Source organism: Rosistilla oblonga (assembly GCF_007751715.1).
In the GTDB taxonomy this organism is placed as follows: Bacteria; Planctomycetota; Planctomycetia; order Pirellulales; family Pirellulaceae; genus Rosistilla; species Rosistilla oblonga.
In genome coordinates, this window is the sequence record NZ_CP036292.1 from 4,799,307 (window position 1) to 4,816,566 (window position 17,260).

The following is a 17,260-nucleotide window of genomic DNA, read 5'->3' on the forward strand; positions in this document are numbered from 1 at the left end:
AGCAGAAAATCCGGTTGATTCCGATCATTGCAACCTCAGGGTAACTATGCTTGACGCGGACGATTCCGATTATTTGGTCACGGGGTCAGCCGGTCAGAAGCGACCGTGGGAACGCGAATTGGGATCCTCAGCAGTCGCGGTGGCTGCAATCCTCTATACAAAAAGCGGTTTCCAAACCTATCCTCTAAATATAGGACACAAACTGGGTGTGTCAGATTTTCGAGCCCACTTGATCGACAGCGACGATGAACACCACACCCAGTAAAACGACGTCTCTCAAGACGGTGCTGCTGACGGTCGCCAAGTTTGCTGTGCCCGTTGGGATCGTCTGGTACCTCGTTTCCCAGATCCAACCGCAGCAGTGGTTGGCGCTGCAGAATTCGCCAAAGCAATATTCTCTGCTCGCGATGGCGCTGCTGATCGGGCTCAGCGCAACGCTGCTCAGCTATGTTCGCTGGTGGATGTTGGTTCGCTCCCACAACATCCCGCTGACTCCGACCGAAGGGATCCGTTTGGCAGCGATCGGATTTCTGTTGAACTTTGTTTCGATCGGAGCCGTCGGGGGCGATCTCTTCAAAGCCTACTTTCTGGCCCGCCGCACGCCGGGCAAGAAGATCGAGGTCTTTGCAACGGCGCTGGTCGATCGCGTTGTTGGACTTTACGGTTTGCTAGTGGTCGCGTCGGTCGCTTTATGGATGATCGGAGACTCGTTAGCCGGAGACGACGTGACGATGATCCGCGCCGTCGTCTACACGCTAACCTTGGCGGGAGCTGCTTTTATGCTGGGCGTTGTCCTGGGCGGGTCCCTGATCGACCGAGCGCTTGACCGCATCTTAAACGTCCCGATGGTCGGCCCATTTGTGCACCGCATTGCCGATCCGCTGCGAGCGTTCCGCCATCACACCGCCGCCTTTATGGTGACGATCGGGATGTCGGTGGTCGTGCACATACTGTTAGGCGTGGCGATCTATTTCATCGCCGCGGGCCTCTACGAACATCCTCCCACGCTCGCCGAACATATGGTGATCGTACCGATCGCCAATGCAGTCGCCGGGCTGCCGATCTCGCTGGCTGGGATCGGAGTCTTCGAAGGCGCTTTGGACCACCTTTATGCCAAGCTGCCGACAACGCCGACCGACGCGTCGGGAACGATCGTCGGCCTGGTCTACGAAATCGTCAAGATCGCGATCGCGATGATCGGTATCGTTTTCTATTGGACCGGCCAACGGGAGGTTCGCGAATCGTTCCAAGCCGTCGCCGCTTCCGACGACGAAACCTAATCAGTCGCGGCGACAGACAGCCACAAATCCGCCGGCTCGCACGCGAGGCAACACCCGTCGCAGCGGAAGCACTCCACTGGCGGTCAGGTTCAGCGGAAAGATCTGTTCGACCTGAAACCCTGCCTGCCGCAAGTCGGCTTTCAGTTCACTCAAGCCGAAGTTGTGCAGGAACATGTTCGGCAGACCGCGATATTGATAGACCCGATCGCCAAATTCTTGATCGCCTCGCTTGCGGCCGGACCACCACGAACGGCACAACCACCGGAGGCCGGCGGGATCGTAAAGCGACGACCAGATATTGTGAACGTGCAGCACAAACTTGCCGCCCGGCTTGAGGATCCGCCGCGTGTGGCCAAGCGCCGCGATTCGGTTCGCCCGGCCGCGGATCATCCCCAACGTGCTAAACAAAGAAACCGCGTGCTCGACACAACTGTCAGCGATCCCGTTCAGGTCGACAAGATTCGCCCGGACCGAAGCGATCGGCAACGCCTGAGTTTGCGTTTTCTGCTGCACCACTTCCAACATGTGCTGACTCAGATCGATCGCCAGCCCGCGATAACCGCTCGCTGCCAATGCGACCAGCGCTCGCCCGGTGCCGCAGCCCAGGTCGGCAACGGTCGCTCGCCCCTGCGAATCGGGGGGAGGAAGATGCCGCAAAACCAACTGCTGATCTAGCGCGAACAGCGGATGATCGGCGAAGTATTGGTCATACTCTGTTGCGATCGCCGGTCGCGCGGCATAATCCCAGGTTCCTGGGCTCACGCCCGCAGGCAACTGCCACGAAGGAATCGATTCAATTTGCACGCACAGCTCAAACGGTTAGAGACAACAAGGGTTCCGGTTGACACACAACCGGCCTACTAGGGAACGATGAACATCTTTGGCCACAACAAGGCCTAGAGATTGCTTCGTTCAAGAGAGTCGATCTAACCGCAAAATGCTACTAGGGGACTGGCTGGGGGGCGTTTTCTACCGCTATAATCCGTGCGACATTGAGCTCACCCTTTGTTGGTCGCCCTCAACACGATTCAATTTTTACTTCTTACAGGAGCATTCTGTGGCAATTCGAGTAGCAATCAATGGCTTTGGCCGCATCGGACGTTTGACGTTTCGCAATCTGATGGAACGCAGCGACGAATTCGAAGTTGTGGCGATCAATGACCTGACCGACAACAAAACCCTGCGAACGCTGTTGAAGTATGACAGCATCCACGGTCGCTATCCAGGCGAGGTCACATACGACGACAAGTCGATCATCGTCGACGGCAAGCCGATCGCCGCATTGGCCGAACGCGACCCAGCCAAGTTGCCTTGGGGCGAAATGAACGTCGACGTAGTTATCGAGAGCACCGGTTTCTTCACCGCACGTGCTACCGACACCAAGCCAGGTTACGATTCGCACTTGGCCGCCGGAGCCAAGAAGGTCGTTTTGAGCGCACCAGCGAAAGATGGCGCCGACCTGACCTGCGTGATGGGCGTCAACGATGACAAACTGACCGCCGACATGAAGTGCGTTTCGAACGCCAGCTGCACCACCAACTGCTTGGCTCCTGTCGCCAAGGTCCTCAACGACACCTTCGGTATCGAATCGGGCCTGATGACAACCGTTCACGCTTACACCAACGACCAGAAGGTGCAAGATCAACCGCACGGCGACCTGTATCGTTCGCGTGCCGCTGGCCAGAACATCATCCCAACCAGCACCGGCGCCGCCAAGGCTGTCGGTTTGGTGATCCCAGAACTCAAGGGCAAGCTGACCGGTATCGCGATGCGAGTTCCTGTGCCAACCGGAAGCGTCGTCGACCTGACCTGCAACTTGAGCAAAGAAGCATCGGTTGAATCGATCAACGCCGCGATCAAGGAAGCTGCTGAAGGACCTCTGAAGGGCATCCTGATGTACACCGAAGACGCGATCGTCAGCAGCGACATCGTTCACGATCCACACAGCAGCGTTTTCGCTGCCGACTTCACTCAAGTCCTGGGCGACAACGGCAAGTTCGTTAAGGTAATCAGCTGGTACGACAACGAATGGGGCTACAGCAGCCGCACCGCCGACTTGATCGCCAAGTTCGGCCCTATGTAATCCAACCGATTACGTAGCCAAACGCAAATAGCGCAAAACTGCGAATTGCCAGAAAAACCCTCGTTCCCAAAGAACGAGGGTTTTTTATTTGCCCCAACAACAATCCCAACCGACCAACAAATCCACAGGCCCAACGGGTCGGCACCACGTCAGCCCAGGGCAACGCCCTGGGAAAACGCGGCCAAACAAACACCCACAAATTCCCAAGGCCCAACAGGGCCGCCCCCACGCCATCCCAGGGCAACGCCCAGGGAAAACGCCGCCAAACAAACACCCACAAATTCCCAAGGCCCAACGGGCCGGCACCACGTCAGCCCAGGGCAACGCCCTGGGTAAACCGCGGCCAAACAAACACCCACAAATTCCCAAGGCCCAACGGGCCGGCCCCACGCCAGCCCAGGGCAACGCCCTGGGTAAACGGCGGCCAAACAAACACCCACAAATTCCCAAGGCCCAACAGGGCCGGCCCCATGTCAGCCCAGGGCAACGCCCTGGGTAAACGGCGGCCAAACAAAAGATCCCAGCCCCAACGGGGCGGCCCCAACTCGATCGCGCCACACATTACCAAACGTCACGTAGATCCGCCCCGTTGGGGCTCCGCCGTGAATGGGCGCGTTCAAAAACCCAGGGCGTTGCCCTGGGCTGGCCTACCGCTGCCCACTTCGGGGCGTCAAACCGACCGATTCTCCCCGAACCACGCACACGTTTCATCACCGCACACGCCACGAAACAAAACACACGCCCATTCCTCGGACACAAACGGCATTCCCACTAATCCCAAACATAACGTTCGTCGATCTTCAGCCCATGGCGACGACACAACTCGCGAAACTCCTCCTTGAACGTCATCTTTCGATGGTGTTCCTGTTGGTTGGCGATATACCGCTTCACATCGTCGATGTTCGATTCGCTGACGGAGAATGCTCCGTAACCCGACTGCCACGAAAATGACTTCAGCCCCGTCGCTTGCTTCTTTAACCACTTGCTGGTTTCCGTCTTCATCTCCTGAGCGACATCTGCGAGCGCAAACTTTCGGCTCAGTAAAAGCAACGCATGAACATGGTCCTCGACCCCACCAATCTTTATGGCCGGGGAATCAACATTGTCGCGAAGGATTGTCGCCATATAGGCATACAACTGCTCGCGAAGTTCCAACGGATCCAACAACGGTTTACGGTGTTTCGTCGAAAACACGAAATGGATCGCAACCTTGGCTAGCGACTGAGACATTGATCAGCTCACGAATAGGAGTCCGCAGCGCGTGGGATCCAATCATTGTAGCCAACACCAACTGCCCGAACAAACAAATCGCAGAACAGGCACCACATTAAAACGTCACATAGAACCGCCCCGTTGGGGCTCCGCCGTGGATGGGTCCGCCCCGAAACCCAGGGCGTTGCCCTGGGCTGACATAGCGCTGCCCCCGTTGGGGCGTCAAACCGCCGATTCCCAACACCCATCATCAACACCCATCATCAACACCCATCATCAACACCCATCATCAACACCCATCATCAACACCCATCATCAACACCCATCATCAACACCCATCATCAACACCCATCATCAACACCCATCATCAACACCCATCATCAACGCCACGCATACACACCGCATCACGCGCGCGGTTTAATCACCCCACACACGGATCTCAATCACCGTACGCGAAACCGAACAACACACCCGCCCATTCTCCAGGCCCAACAGGGCCGGCCCCACGCCAGCCCAGGGCAACGCCCTGGGTAAACCACGGCCAAACAAACACCCACAAATTCCCCAGGCCCAACAGGGCCGGCACCACGTCAGCCCAGGGCAACGCCCTGGGTAAACGGCGGCCAAACAAAAGATCGCAGCCCCAACGGGGCGGCCCTAACACGATCGCGCCACACATTACCAAACGTCACGTAGAACCGCCCCGTTGGGGCTCCGCCGTGGATGGGCCCGCCCCGAAACCCAGGGCGTTGCCCTGGGCTGGCCTACCGCTGCCCACTTCGGGGCGTGAAACCGACCGATTCCCGACCGATTCCCGACCGATTCCCGACCGATTCCCGACCGATTCCCGACCGATTCCCGTCGGGACAACTTGCTTTGGAAAAACGGTACGCCCAAACAACAATCGCGTTCGACGGAACCGTTGGCAAAATCAGTCGCTGGCTTTTTCTTGCAACGCCTTGGTGCCGGCGTCCAAGGTGGCGATGATCTTTTCGACGTCGTAGACGCATCCGCTCCACGTCCCACCGCCGACTTGTTGCAGCGCGGCCCAGAGTCGTGAATCGTCGGGCATCTTGGCGTCGACAGCTAATTGCGGATGAGGAGACCGCGAGGCGAGCAGCGTTTCGGCTTCCACTGGTGTCAGCGATTTGTCGGCGGTCCCGACGAGATTAACGCTGCCATGCAATCCGATCCGATCGACGACGACTTCGATCTGATCGCCGTCTTGGACCCGGCCGATCGGTCCTCCCGCCAACGCCTCCGGTCCGACATGGCCGATGCACGCGCCGGTGCTGACGCCCGAGAACCGGGCGTCGGTGACGAGCGCTACATGTTTGCCCCAAGGCAAGAACTTCAAGGCCGACGTGATTTGATAGGTCTCCTCCATGCCGCTCCCCAGCGGTCCGCGGCCGATCAACACCACAACATCTCCCGCCTGAACCGGACGGGGATGGTTCCCCTTGATCGCTGCGATCGCATCGCGTTCGCTGACAAAGACCCGCGCCGGGCCAGCCTTGCGATAGACGCCATCCTCACCAACGACACTCGGGTCGATCGATGTCGATTTAATCACCGATCCCTCGGGACACAGATTCCCTTGCGGGAAGCAGACGGTGCTGGTCAGCCCACGTTTTTTGGCGGTCGCCGGAGGAATGATCACATCGTCGGGATCGACGCGATCCGACTCGATCAAACGCTGCCGCAACGCATCCCGACGAGCCGACTGCGGCCAGGCGTCGAGGATCTCGTTCCAGCTGGCGCCCGCGACAGTCATCGCATCACCACGCAACAGTCCCAACTCGCGGAGATGCCACATGATTTCCGGAACGCCACCAGCCAAGAACAATCGGACCGTCGGATGCCCGACAGGACCGTTGGGCAAGACGTCGACGAACCGAGCGACCAGTTTGTTGACTTGGTGCCAATCATCGACGGTCGGTGACCGCAGCCCCGCAGCCTGAGCGACCGCTGGAATGTGCAGCAACAGATTCGTCGAACCGCCACAGGCGGCATGAACCAACATCGCGTTGTAGATCGAATCGTCGGTAACGATATCGGCTAGCGTCAGTCCTCGCGCATCCAAGGCCATCAGACTGCGAGCGCTCTGCCGCGCGATGTCCAACCAAATCGGCTGGCCGCTGGGGGCAAGGGCCGCATGCGGTACGGTCAGCCCCATCGCCTCGGCGACAACTTGACTGGTCGCCGCGGTTCCCAGGAACTGGCAACCGCCCCCTGGCGATCCGCACGCCCGGCAACCTTCCAAACCAGCCTGTTCCAGCGAGATTTCGCCTTGCGAATACCGAGCCCCAATCGTTTGCACTTTGCCAGCATCCTCGCCGACCGTTGGGGGCAACGTCACGCCGCCGGGAACGATCACGCTGGGCAAATGCTTTGTTCCGCAGACCGCCAGCATCATCGCCGGCAGACCTTTATCGCAGGTCGCGACACCCAACACGCCGCGGCGGCGTGGCAACGAACGGATCAACCGACGCATCACGATCGCCGCATCGTTGCGATAGGGCAGACTGTCGAACATCCCGTTGGTTCCCTGCGATCGGCCATCGCAAGGGTCGCTGCAGAAAGCGGCAAACGGCACGCCGCCGGCCTCGGAAAACTGTTCGGCTGCCGCTTGAACCAACAGCCCAACTTCCCAGTGCCCGGTGTGATACCCCAGAGCGATCGGCGTTCCATCGTGATCGCGAACGCCCCCCTGCGTGCTGAGACACAGATACTGAGGTCCCATCATGCGAGCTGGATCCCAGCCCATGCCGGCGTTTTGCGTCAGCCCAAACAGATCACCGCTGCTCCACGAGCGAAGGATCTCGTCGGTCAACGGCAACTGACCACTTGGTCCCGACGCCGATGTGATCACCGACGCCGCGACGTCGCCGCCACCAAGATGTTGATCGAGCGAAAACAGACTGTCGTCGGGATAGTTAAAGGCAGGAGGCAATGGATCACTCGCAATAAAGGCAAAACGTCGTTGGGGAAACGGATCGTCTTATTTAATAGATGGGGCACAACGTATTCCGGCCGCCTGACCGACTACTCGTAAATCGGGCAAAACGTATTCCGTCCCACGCATCGACTACTCATAGATCGGGCAAAACGTATTCCGTCCTACGCATCGACTACTCATAGATCGGGCAAAACGTATTAAAGGCAGCTTGGCAGAAGACGCCGGGGTCATTGTAGCGTTGATTCCGATTCAGCCCGTCGATCGTCGCCATCTCTGCATCGCTGAGGCTGAAGTCGAAGAGGCTGAAGTTTTCGGCCAGCCGCTCCGTTTTTGTGGTTTTCGGAATCACCGCGGTGCCGCGTTGCACGCCCCAACGCAGTAGCACTTGAGCTGGCGAGCGGTCGTGGGCCGCGGCGATCGCCCGGATCGGTTCGATCTGCAACAGCGAATCGGATCCGTCGGCCATGCCGATCTCGTGATAGGAGAGCGCTCCCAGGGGCGAGAAAGCGGTGTAGGCGATCTGTTCTTCCCGGCAGAACTGGAACAGTTTTTCCTGCGTCAGGTAGGGATGCGTTTCGACTTGCAAGACCGCGGGCGGATCGTTGGCGTAGGCGAGCATGTCGCGGAGCAGGGCGATGTTGAAATTGCAGACGCCGATCTCTTTGACCAGACCGGATTGCTTCAGTTGTTCCATCGCGGCCCAGGTTTCGGCGACCGAAACGCGATCGATCTCCATCTTCGGCTCGGCCGCTTCGGGATCGAAGAACCAGCCCGGCGGATACCGCTGTTCGGGCGAGACGTATCGCAGCGGGATCGGGAAGTGGATCAGATAGAGATCGAGATAATCGAGCTGCAAATCGTCGAGCGTCTTGCGGCAGGCGGCTTCGACATGTTCGCTGCGATGGAACGTGTTCCACAGCTTCGACGTCACCCACAGATCCTCGCGGCGGCAGACTCCGCTGTCGATCACTCCTCGCAGCCCGTCGCCGACTTCGCGTTCGTTCCCATAATCGCAAGCGCTATCAAAATGGCGGTATCCCACTTCGGCCGCCGCTTGAACTAAAGAAGCACATTGGTCGTTGGGGATTTTCCACATTCCGAGACCAAGAACGGGCAACTGGGCTCCAGAGCGAAGCGATAGCGAGGGAATCATAACAAGCGATCCGTGGCGGGAAGGAAACGGGCAATATCGAATTGGCAGCTGGATAGCTTGGCAAATCGCTAGTCGATTGCAAGGCCTTCGCCGGCGCGGTCCTTATGACGGCTGAGTTTGCCCGCCCAGAGCGACGATTGGGCGAGGAAAACACATTGGCGAAGATGCGGTTGATTTTAGAGAAGTTCTTCACCTACTATCCGCAACGGATGCCAGACCGCTGGTAAGATAGAGAAAAGGGACCGCTACGGCTGCGTTGTCAGCCACAGGAGAGCTTACAAATGACGCTGCCCATCGATGTTGATGCGATTGTTCAATTACAGGCCGAAACCGTTGCTCAATGGCATTGCGGTCCGATCGTCAACCGATACTCCGATTTTATGCAGTTGGTCTGCCAGCAGCACGAACACAATTATCGTTTGTGGCACCAGGAAGATATCGCCCGCGCGAAAGACGTCTCCGATGCCGAGATCGCTCAAGTCAAGCGGAACATCGACGGACTGAACCAGAAACGGAACGACTGGATCGAAAAATTGGACGATTCGATCACCTTGTTGCTGGCTCAACAGGGTGTCGAAACCGCCGAAGATGCCCCGATCAACACCGAAACCTCCGGCAGCGCGATCGACCGACTGTCGATCATGTCGCTGCGGTTGTACCACTACGAAGAGCAACTCGAACGCGACGACGCATCCGATGCGCACCGCGAATTGGTCACCCAGCGGATCGCATTGTGCCAGCAACAACAAGCCGATCTTTCCAATTCGCTGAAAGAATTGTTGGTCGATCTGTTCGCCGGACGCAAGGCGCACCGAACCTATCGCCAGATGAAGATGTATAATGATCCTACGCTAAACCCGTATTTGTACGCCGCCAAACAGCTGCGTGCTGGTTGAACCGAAGTCCATTCCGCGGAGCCGCAACGGTAGGTCGATTTGTTATGAGGCTGAAACTCTACACGTGCTCCACGCTTTTATTTTCGATCGTCGCTGCGGTCTCGGTCTGCCGCGGCGACGAAGCCGACAGCGCGACTGTCGATCCTGCCGAAAGTTCACAGCCCGCCGCGGATAAAGACGCGGCGGAGCAGATGCAGCGGTGGGTCTCTCAACTCTCATCGCCCCAATACCGTCTGCGAGAACTCGCCACGACGCGTCTGCGACTGGCTGGTCTAGCCGCTGTGCCGGCGCTCGAAGCCGGATTGCAGGACGGCGATCTCGAGACGACTTCGCAGATCCTGTCGGTGTTGCGTCAGCTGTCGCTCCAGTTTGATCCCCAGCATCAAGACCGCGACCTCGCATGGGAATCGCTGCAACGAGTCGCCACCGCCGGTGCGTCGTCAGCTGCCACGCGAGCCCAGTTGGCGATGGACGAAGTTCGCGACGACCGCAAACGACGAGCGGTGGAAGTACTGACCGCCGCCGGAGTCTTTATCGGGTTTGGCGAGTTCCATCTGGCCTCGTCGGTTCGCAACGGATACCACATGCGAATCCCCAAAGACTGGCAGGGGAACGTCGCTGCATTCTCGTGGTTGAAGTGGCTGCACGGCGTCGAGACAGTCATTTTAAGTGGCGACAAAATCACCGCTGATGTGGTCCGGCAAGTTGCCAGCGTTCCCGACCTGAAAAACTTGGACATTCGCGACACCACCGTCGATGTCGAAGACCTTCAGGGCCTGACCGATCTGAAGCGACTGGACCTCTTCCAACTGGTCAACGTCCCGGCGGGAGACGAACTGATCGACACCCTTGCTCAACTTCCGTTGCGGCGAGAATTGATCCTGTTTGGCACCGACATCTCGCTCGAGGGATCCGAACGGCTGAAAACGCTCTTCCCAAATCTGAACATTCAATGCCGCGGTGGATTCCTCGGCGTCCGCTGCAGCCCGCTGAATCCGAACTGCGAGGTGGGAACTGTCGAACCAAACACAGCTGCCGCCGAGGCGGGCGTCCAATCGGGAGACGTGATCATCAAGTTCGGCCAATACGACGTCAAATCGTTTGCCGATCTGCAATCCGCGATCGCCAAGCATACCGCCGCCGAGAAATCGATCCCGATGCAGATCAACCGGATCGTGGAAGAACAGGTCGAAGTCGAACTGCCCCAAGAAGAAGGTGAACCGACGCCGAAGTTGATTCGCACCATCCGGCGTCAAAAAACCTTCACCTTAACGGTCAAACTGAAGCGTCAGTTTCCGTAGTTTCCGCCCCCGCAGTCGCTGCGGCGATCGGAATCGCTTCATCCGGAATCAGCGTCGGGATGTCGGCCCAAACCGGATAGATCAGCGTTCCGTCGGCGTTGACCAATCCCGAATCGAGCGGTCGCTGCACCGGGCGGTCGATCCGATTGCGAGCCTCTCCAGCAGCAACCCGCTGGTTGATCTGTTGGATCAAATCGTCGGCGGCTACCACCAGCGTCGACTGAGTGACGGGGCAGCGAATGTATTCGAACAGGCTTGGGTCGATCACGGTGGGATTTCCATAGAGGGATTCAAACGCTCCTCGTTTGGACAGATTATAGCTGAAGCACGCTCGGATGTCCCTAAGCCCTCTACCGTTGAACTGGGCAAAACCGGATTTCGACAGCCGCCCGCAGCGGCGAGTGCCAGCGATAGGCAATCCCAGCGACCGACGACGCCGATCGACCGAAACGGTCTACCGAGACGCGAAATCGGCGGCGTCAGAGCGGTTGCAAAGTCGAAATTTTTCTTTGCCAAGCGTCAAATCTGACCTAGAGTTTCCATTGGGCAAATCAACCGTTATCGGGGGATTTGTCTTCTGCGTTTGTGTTTCGGGACGACGCTTCGCCGACCTGCGATTGTGCGATCGCGGGCCGGCGAAGCCATTTTTCCCGCAGCCTCACTGCGCCCCCCTCCAACGACACACCGGCATCCCCAACCTCGTCGTTCGTTGGGGGTTCCCAGTCGCATCGGCGCTCCGATCTCCACGCTCGACTGAATTGACAAATCAGGCGCGACAGGGAATTATGAGTCGCACTGGATTGGGACGCTGCAGTGGCGACTCAGCCACTCGCCCTACAAAGCAAACGACGCGATCGTGAACCGAAACATCATGAGGAAGAGGATGGGAATTGCGATCGGAGCGATTGTTCTGCTGGTCACCGGGTGGATCTTTTGGCAAGTCGACGACTGGAGCCGCGATTTCACGACGAATCACGCTCAGCTCGATCCGGCGGCGGACGATCCGCTGCTGCGACCGGTTTTGGCAGCCGAATCGGTGGGCCAGCTGGCCGCCCGCGTTCTGTCGTTTGTTGAAACGACACCCCACTGGCAAGTGGAACGACAGCGTGGCGGCCCCGACGGAACCGAACTGCATCTGACGCGCACGACCTCGCTGTTCCGCTACGTCGATGACATTCAGGTCCGCATTTCTCCGATCGACGGCGGGGCGCAACTGGATGCCGAGAGCCAATCGAGGCTGGGCAAAGGGGACCTCGGCCAGAACCCGCGGAACCTGAAAGAGCTGGTTAGGGGCATCGACGGCTTTCCAAGTCTGCAGGAGCCGCGATAATCGGGGGATCATCAAACCGCACCAATGATTGAAAAGGATGTTCCATTGTCCCGCCTCGACCAACTCAATCCCGCTGCCGACGCTTTTCTGAAATCCGCCATCGAAACCCCCAGCCCCTCGGGTTACGAAGAACGGATCCAAGCCCTGGTCCGCGAATACATTCAGCCCGCTGCCGATGAAGTGCGCACCGACGTCCACGGCAACGTGATGGCGATCGTCAACCCGGACGCCGACACGCGGCTGATGTTCGCCGGGCACTGCGATCAGATCGGGATGCTTGTCACGTATATCGATGAGTTAGGTTTTCTGTACGCCCAGACGATCGGCGGCTGGGACCCGCAACAACTGATCGGCCAGCGGATGATCGTCTGGACGAAAACCGGCCCGATCCCCGGTTCGATCGCCCGGAAACCGATCCACCTGCTGAACGATGCCGAGCGGAAGAAGGTTGTGAACCTGAACGAGCTGTGGATCGATATCGGTGCCAAGGACCAACAATCGGCGTCGGAATTGGTTCGCATCGGCGATCCGGTCACACTGAAACTGGAAATGACTCAACTGCAGGAAGGGCTGATCTCGGGTCCAGGAATGGACAATAAGACCGGCATGTGGGTCGTCATCGAAGCGCTCCGCCGAGCCGCTGGAATGGCTCCCACCTGCGGCATCTACAGCGTCTCGACCGTTCAAGAAGAGATCGGTCTGCGTGGCGCGACGACAGCCGCCGCCAGCATCAAGCCGCACGTGGGGATCGCCGTCGACGTCACTCACGCGACCGATTGCCCCACGATCGACAAGACGCAGCAGGGAGACATCAAGCTTGGTGGCGGACCGGTAATTTTCCGCGGCCCCAACATGAATCCGAAAGTCGTGCAGCGGTTGGTGCAGATCGCCGACGAACTGCGGATCCCGTATCAGATGGCTGCGGCGGGGCGAGCGACGCCCAACGATGCCAACGCGTTGCAGATCAGCAGCGGCGGCGTGGCGACCGGCTTGGTTGCGATTCCCAACCGCTACATGCACAGCGCCGTCGAAACGGTTTCGATGAATGACCTCGACAGCGCGGCCGAACTGTTGGCCAACTTCGCAGCTCGCCTGACCGCCGAAGACGACTTCACCCCCAGCGTTTGATCTTTTCGCTTTTCATAAGACTGCCGGTCCAAGCGATCCCTTGGGCCGGCCAACCGCCTCCATCACAAACGCTCAACATGTCACAACAACACACGCTCACGATCCGCGTCAACTATCACGAGACCGATGGCCAGGGGCGTGTTCATCACGCCAACTATCTCAATTATTTCGAGCGTGGCCGCGTCGAACTGATGCGCAGTCTGGGCTCCAGCTACAAACAGTTCGAAGCCGATGGGCTGATGCTGGTCGTCGCCGAGATGAACGTCAAATATCACCAACTGGCCGAATTCGACGACCTGCTGACGCTGAAAACAACCGTCTTGGAAGCTCACGGTGCGAGGATCCGCCATCGGTACGAGATCTTCCGCGAGGACCAAATACTCGTATACGCCGAATCGGTGATCGCATGCGTTCGCCCCGATGGAAGGGCCACTCGCCTGCCGGTGGAACTTCAGCAGGGCCGACGCCGATCCTAGCCTCTCTCCTATAATGAAAGTAGGCCGTTGAGTAGGCTCAGCCGGTCGGCTCCTATCGGCTGTCCGGTCCAGTCAATAAACTGACAGTGGCGGGAACGGTCTCTCGCCGACCGCCCTTTGACCCCGCGGATCACTCGCCCAACCGAACCTCTACAGCCGCCACCATGTCGAATTCTTATGGAGCGATCGATCAGACGTTGATCGATCATTTTGAGGATCCCTACCACCGTGGCGATTGCGAAGCGGCGACGCACGTGGCCGAGGGAGAAAATTCGTTGTGCGGCGACACGATGCAGGTTCAACTGAGAATCAGCCCCAGCGATGGCCAGATCGAAGAGGCTTGGTTCGACGGTGACGGATGTGTGGTCAGCCAAGCCGCTGCATCGATGTTGATGGAAACGATCGAAGCGATGACGCCCGATGCGATCCGCGACTTCGACACCCGGGCGATGTTGGAACGGTTAGGTCCTTCGATCGCGGTCAGCCAACAAAAATGTGGCCTGTTGGCCTGGCGGGTGCTGCAATTGGCGCTGCAATCGCCGCTGGATGAATTCGGCGACGGACCGACCTTTGGCGGCCCACATCTCGGCGAGGAAAACTGACAACCATCATTGGAACCAAATTGAATACGACAGAACGCTCTCCGCTGGCGATCGATGCTGCGGCCTATCGCCAAGACTTTCCCATCCTTTCGCGCCAACTGCGCGAGGGCGTGCCGTTGGTCTATCTCGACAACGCCGCCAGCACCCAGCGGCCGCAAGCGGTCATCGATGCGATGGATGCCTGTTATGAGGGCTATTACGCAAACGTCCATCGCGGCATCCATACGCTCAGCGAAGAATCGACGCAGAAATACGAAGACGCTCGGCTGCGGATCGCCCAGTTTCTGTCGGTTGCAAACGAGTGCGAACTGATCTTCACCGCCGGCACGACCGCCGCGATCAATCTCGTCGCTCGCAGCTGGGGCGATGCCAACATCAAATCGGGCGATGTGATCCTGACGACGATGATGGAACACCACGCCAACATCGTCCCCTGGCAACAGCTTGCCCAGCGGACCGGTTGCCGCGTCGAATTCGCTCCGTTGACCGAAGACGGCCGGCTGTGCATCGAATCATTCGACAAACGGTTATCCGACCTGCAACCGAAGCTGGTCGCCCTGACAGCCGCCAGCAACGTGCTTGGGACGATCAATCCGGTCGCGGAATTAGTCACCAAAGCCCGCGATGCTGGCGCGGTGACGTTGGTCGATGCCGCCCAAGCCGTCCCGCATTCGCAAGTCGATGTGAATCAATGGAACGCCGATTTCGTGACGTTCAGTGGACACAAGGTCTGCGGTCCCACGGGCATCGGCGTCTTGCACGGCAAGCAACAACTGCTCGACGCGATGCCTCCTTTTCTCGGTGGCGGTGCGATGATCCACCGCGTGACCACCTCTGGTTTTGAACCGGCGGGCTTGCCCGAAAAGTTCGAAGCGGGAACGCCTGCGATTGCCGAAGCGATCGGTCTGGCCGCAGCGATCGATTACGTCGACTCCGTCGGGCTCGATCGAATCCACGCTTACGAGCTGCAACTGTGCACCCTCGCACACGAAGCACTCCAAGAAATCGAAGGGTTGCACATCTTGGGCCCCGACCCAAAACACAAAGCGGGCATCGTAAGCTTTACGATCGACGGTGTGCATCCGCACGACATTTCGCAATGGCTCGATCGACGCGGAATCGCCGTCCGCGCGGGGCACCACTGTGCCATGCCACTGCATGAACTGCTGCAGATCTCGGCTTCGACTCGGGCCAGTTTCTACTTCTATAACACTCCCGAAGAAGTGCTCCAGTTTGCCGACGCGGTGCGCAGTGCGCGGGACAAATTCAACCGTCCGCGAAAACGGACGTAGACTCGCGACGGGGATCGCCCCACGCGATTACCTCCACCACCGGCGCGGTACGCAGTGGAAAAACTGCGTTTTGCGCCAGGTAGAAGAGCGACGCCGATCAATACTTCAACGTCGCCGCCATCTTCGCTCGGACCGGCATATCGCTAGCCGGTGCTGCGTGGATCCGGCCGCCATGGATGATCGTCTGCACCATCGCCGATTCGATCAAATCGCGGCACTCCTCGCGCGGTCGACCCTGCGGTGGTTGACCACTTTCCTGCAACACATTCCGCTCGCGATGGAAACTTCCGTAGAGCGTCGCGTCGCGATCGAAAAAGAGTGTGTCAATTCGTCCCACCTGTGCGGCACACAAGATCTCGCGTGCATCGAGCGTGACCGGGCGTTGCCGCTCACGGAACTCCCGGGCGTCGGAATCTCGCTGTTGTTGCAATTGATCGACGGCCAGCGGCATCGCTTCTCGAAGCAGCTTTTCGGGGGAATATTGATCGATATTGCCAGTCAGCACCTTCCCAACACGTTGCGTACAGACACTGTGCTCGCGATACAGATCGGTCTCGGCTTCGGAACCGGCAAGGATCAAGAAACCGGAACGATCGTGCAAATATGCACACACCGCTTCATCGACTTGTTGGATATATTCGATAAACGCAGGTGCCAGCGGGTCGATCCCCTCTTCGATTTCATCGATATCCACAGCTGCGGTCCGCGTCAGATCCTCGAAACCTGTGTGCACAAGCATCGGTTCTCGAGCGGCGCTTCGGACCGCATTTTCGAAGCTCACGGGGAACCCAGCATTTTGAATCTGGGTAATTTCCGAAAGCGTGGCGCGGTAGAAAGCCAGCTTCTGTTTGCTGATCGTCAGCAGATAGAAATCGGCGAATTGGTTCTCGGTCAACAGCATCGGACGCAGGCAAAAAGTCCCCGCGACGATGGCTCGCGAATCGGATTCCTCATACCCCGGGACGATCTCAAAAACGTCTTCGGACAAGTAAATTGCTACTCCACCGCTACGCGCCGCCAGGAATTGCGGATCCTCTTGCAGGTCGAACAGCGGCCGTAAGAAGTCGTTTGCATCGGTCGATGACATCCAGAACTGCGCCAGCTGTTGATGCGACTTTTCGATCAACTGCCCCAGCCCGATGCTGCCGTCCGAAGCCAACGCGTGCTCCGGCGAGGCCGGCAAGAAAAGAGTAACGTGTGGTGTTCCCGGCAGGCCCGACAGACGCTTCACTTGGTCGCGATTGAATGATTGAATCATTTATTCCTCCATGAGTAAAAGACTTTCCATGACTTGGACATTGGGGGATGCTCCGCAAAGGTTGTTCCGAACAGCTAAAAATGTTTTGAATAAACACAAATTCGTTTCTTGCCAGCATCCGATGCGTTATGCTCATGGTGGTCGCGACCGACCGCGCCGCTGCAGCTTCTCTCCTTTACCGATCTCGATTGCGGTGAGCGGTCCACCGGCGGGATCGAAACGCTAAAATTGCGTCTTACGGCAACGCGAATTTAGGCAATGTGGTCCGCACACAACATCTGGATTAACAA

General features: G+C 58.4%; 15 protein-coding genes. 9 read left to right on the plus strand and 6 right to left on the minus strand.

Translation table 11 applies throughout. The features are described 5' to 3' along the window. Positions 1-245: 245 nt before the first annotated feature. Positions 246-1,280 carry a lysylphosphatidylglycerol synthase transmembrane domain-containing protein gene (locus tag CA51_RS16905; RefSeq protein ID WP_145122406.1) on the plus strand — a complete coding sequence of 345 codons (1,035 nt, stop codon included), beginning with the start codon at positions 246-248 and terminating at the stop codon, positions 1,278-1,280. Here CA51_RS16905 and CA51_RS16910 read toward each other — a convergent pair whose 3' ends face one another. Beyond that, entirely contained in the window at positions 1,281-2,084 is an 804-nt protein-coding gene (locus tag CA51_RS16910; RefSeq protein ID WP_197451247.1) for a class I SAM-dependent methyltransferase, read from the minus strand. It lies immediately after the preceding gene. 253 nt (positions 2,085-2,337) lie between these two features. Here CA51_RS16910 and gap point away from each other — a divergent pair, with 253 nt between their 5' ends. After that, complete coding sequence (gap, locus tag CA51_RS16915) at positions 2,338-3,363, plus strand: type I glyceraldehyde-3-phosphate dehydrogenase (protein WP_145122408.1); 1,026 nt, start codon at positions 2,338-2,340, stop codon at positions 3,361-3,363. A 771-nt stretch (positions 3,364-4,134) separates the two neighbouring features. Here gap and tnpA read toward each other — a convergent pair. The 3 genes from tnpA to CA51_RS16935 form a co-directional block, all read right to left on the minus strand. After that, positions 4,135-4,593, minus strand: coding sequence for an IS200/IS605 family transposase (gene tnpA / locus CA51_RS16920; protein ID WP_145122409.1), 459 nt, complete (start codon positions 4,591-4,593; stop codon positions 4,135-4,137). Positions 4,594-5,506: 913 nt separating this feature from the next. Next, the gene (locus CA51_RS16930) at positions 5,507-7,495 is read right to left on the minus strand and encodes a YjhG/YagF family D-xylonate dehydratase (RefSeq protein ID WP_197451848.1); all 1,989 of its coding nucleotides are present in this window, start codon (positions 7,493-7,495) and stop codon (positions 5,507-5,509) included. 211 nt (positions 7,496-7,706) lie between these two features. After that, positions 7,707-8,630, minus strand: a complete 924-nt coding sequence (locus CA51_RS16935; protein ID WP_231745750.1) for an aldo/keto reductase — start codon at positions 8,628-8,630, stop codon at positions 7,707-7,709. A 338-nt stretch (positions 8,631-8,968) separates the two neighbouring features. On the opposite strand from CA51_RS16935, the gene CA51_RS16940 reads away from it, so the two are divergent. Together CA51_RS16940 and CA51_RS16945 are read left to right on the plus strand one after the other, a co-directional pair. Beyond that, entirely contained in the window at positions 8,969-9,583 is a 615-nt protein-coding gene (locus CA51_RS16940; RefSeq protein WP_145122412.1) for a DUF4254 domain-containing protein, read from the plus strand. Between the two features lie 44 nt (positions 9,584-9,627). Continuing rightward, positions 9,628-10,884, plus strand: a complete 1,257-nt coding sequence (locus CA51_RS16945) for a PDZ domain-containing protein (RefSeq protein ID WP_145122413.1) — start codon at positions 9,628-9,630, stop codon at positions 10,882-10,884. On the opposite strand, the gene CA51_RS16950 is transcribed toward CA51_RS16945, so the two are convergent. After that, positions 10,859-11,152 carry a Trm112 family protein gene (locus tag CA51_RS16950; RefSeq protein ID WP_145122414.1) on the minus strand — a complete coding sequence of 98 codons (294 nt, stop codon included), beginning with the start codon at positions 11,150-11,152 and terminating at the stop codon, positions 10,859-10,861. The two genes, CA51_RS16945 and CA51_RS16950, sit on opposite strands and share 26 nt — an antisense overlap. A gap of 615 nt (positions 11,153-11,767) precedes the next feature. Between CA51_RS16950 and CA51_RS16955 the strand changes: the two genes are divergently transcribed. The 5 genes from CA51_RS16955 (at position 11,768) to CA51_RS16975 (ending at position 15,712) form a co-directional block, all read left to right on the plus strand. Then, on the plus strand, positions 11,768-12,214 hold the full coding sequence (locus CA51_RS16955; protein ID WP_145122415.1) for a DUF1499 domain-containing protein: 447 nt from the start codon (positions 11,768-11,770) through the stop codon (positions 12,212-12,214). Between the two features lie 45 nt (positions 12,215-12,259). Beyond that, positions 12,260-13,342: a M42 family metallopeptidase gene (locus CA51_RS16960; RefSeq protein ID WP_231745751.1), complete on the plus strand. Its 1,083-nt coding sequence runs from the start codon at positions 12,260-12,262 to the stop codon at positions 13,340-13,342. Positions 13,343-13,419: 77 nt separating this feature from the next. Next, the gene (locus CA51_RS16965) at positions 13,420-13,818 is read left to right on the plus strand and encodes an acyl-CoA thioesterase (protein ID WP_145122417.1); all 399 of its coding nucleotides are present in this window, start codon (positions 13,420-13,422) and stop codon (positions 13,816-13,818) included. 164 nt (positions 13,819-13,982) lie between these two features. Then, a complete protein-coding gene (locus CA51_RS16970; protein WP_145122418.1) occupies positions 13,983-14,420 on the plus strand; it encodes an iron-sulfur cluster assembly scaffold protein in 438 nt (145 codons plus the stop codon). A gap of 20 nt (positions 14,421-14,440) precedes the next feature. Further along, on the plus strand, positions 14,441-15,712 hold the full coding sequence (locus CA51_RS16975; RefSeq protein ID WP_145122419.1) for an aminotransferase class V-fold PLP-dependent enzyme: 1,272 nt from the start codon (positions 14,441-14,443) through the stop codon (positions 15,710-15,712). 97 nt (positions 15,713-15,809) lie between these two features. On the opposite strand, the gene CA51_RS16980 is transcribed toward CA51_RS16975, so the two are convergent. Continuing rightward, positions 15,810-16,970: a baeRF3 domain-containing protein gene (locus CA51_RS16980; RefSeq protein ID WP_145122420.1), complete on the minus strand. Its 1,161-nt coding sequence runs from the start codon at positions 16,968-16,970 to the stop codon at positions 15,810-15,812. Positions 16,971-17,260: the final 290 nt, after the last annotated feature.

Coding starts and splice junctions, on each gene's coding strand:
- CA51_RS16905 (WP_145122406.1), top strand. CDS start 246: ATGAACACCACACCCAGTAAAACGACGTCTCTCAAGACGGTGCTGCTG.
- tnpA (WP_145122409.1), bottom strand. CDS start 4,593: ATGTCTCAGTCGCTAGCCAAGGTTGCGATCCATTTCGTGTTTTCGACG.
- CA51_RS16935 (WP_231745750.1), bottom strand. CDS start 8,630: ATGTGGAAAATCCCCAACGACCAATGTGCTTCTTTAGTTCAAGCGGCG.
- CA51_RS16940 (WP_145122412.1), top strand. CDS start 8,969: ATGACGCTGCCCATCGATGTTGATGCGATTGTTCAATTACAGGCCGAA.
- CA51_RS16945 (WP_145122413.1), top strand. CDS start 9,628: ATGAGGCTGAAACTCTACACGTGCTCCACGCTTTTATTTTCGATCGTC.
- CA51_RS16955 (WP_145122415.1), top strand. CDS start 11,768: ATGGGAATTGCGATCGGAGCGATTGTTCTGCTGGTCACCGGGTGGATC.
- CA51_RS16965 (WP_145122417.1), top strand. CDS start 13,420: ATGTCACAACAACACACGCTCACGATCCGCGTCAACTATCACGAGACC.
- CA51_RS16970 (WP_145122418.1), top strand. CDS start 13,983: ATGTCGAATTCTTATGGAGCGATCGATCAGACGTTGATCGATCATTTT.
- CA51_RS16980 (WP_145122420.1), bottom strand. CDS start 16,970: ATGATTCAATCATTCAATCGCGACCAAGTGAAGCGTCTGTCGGGCCTG.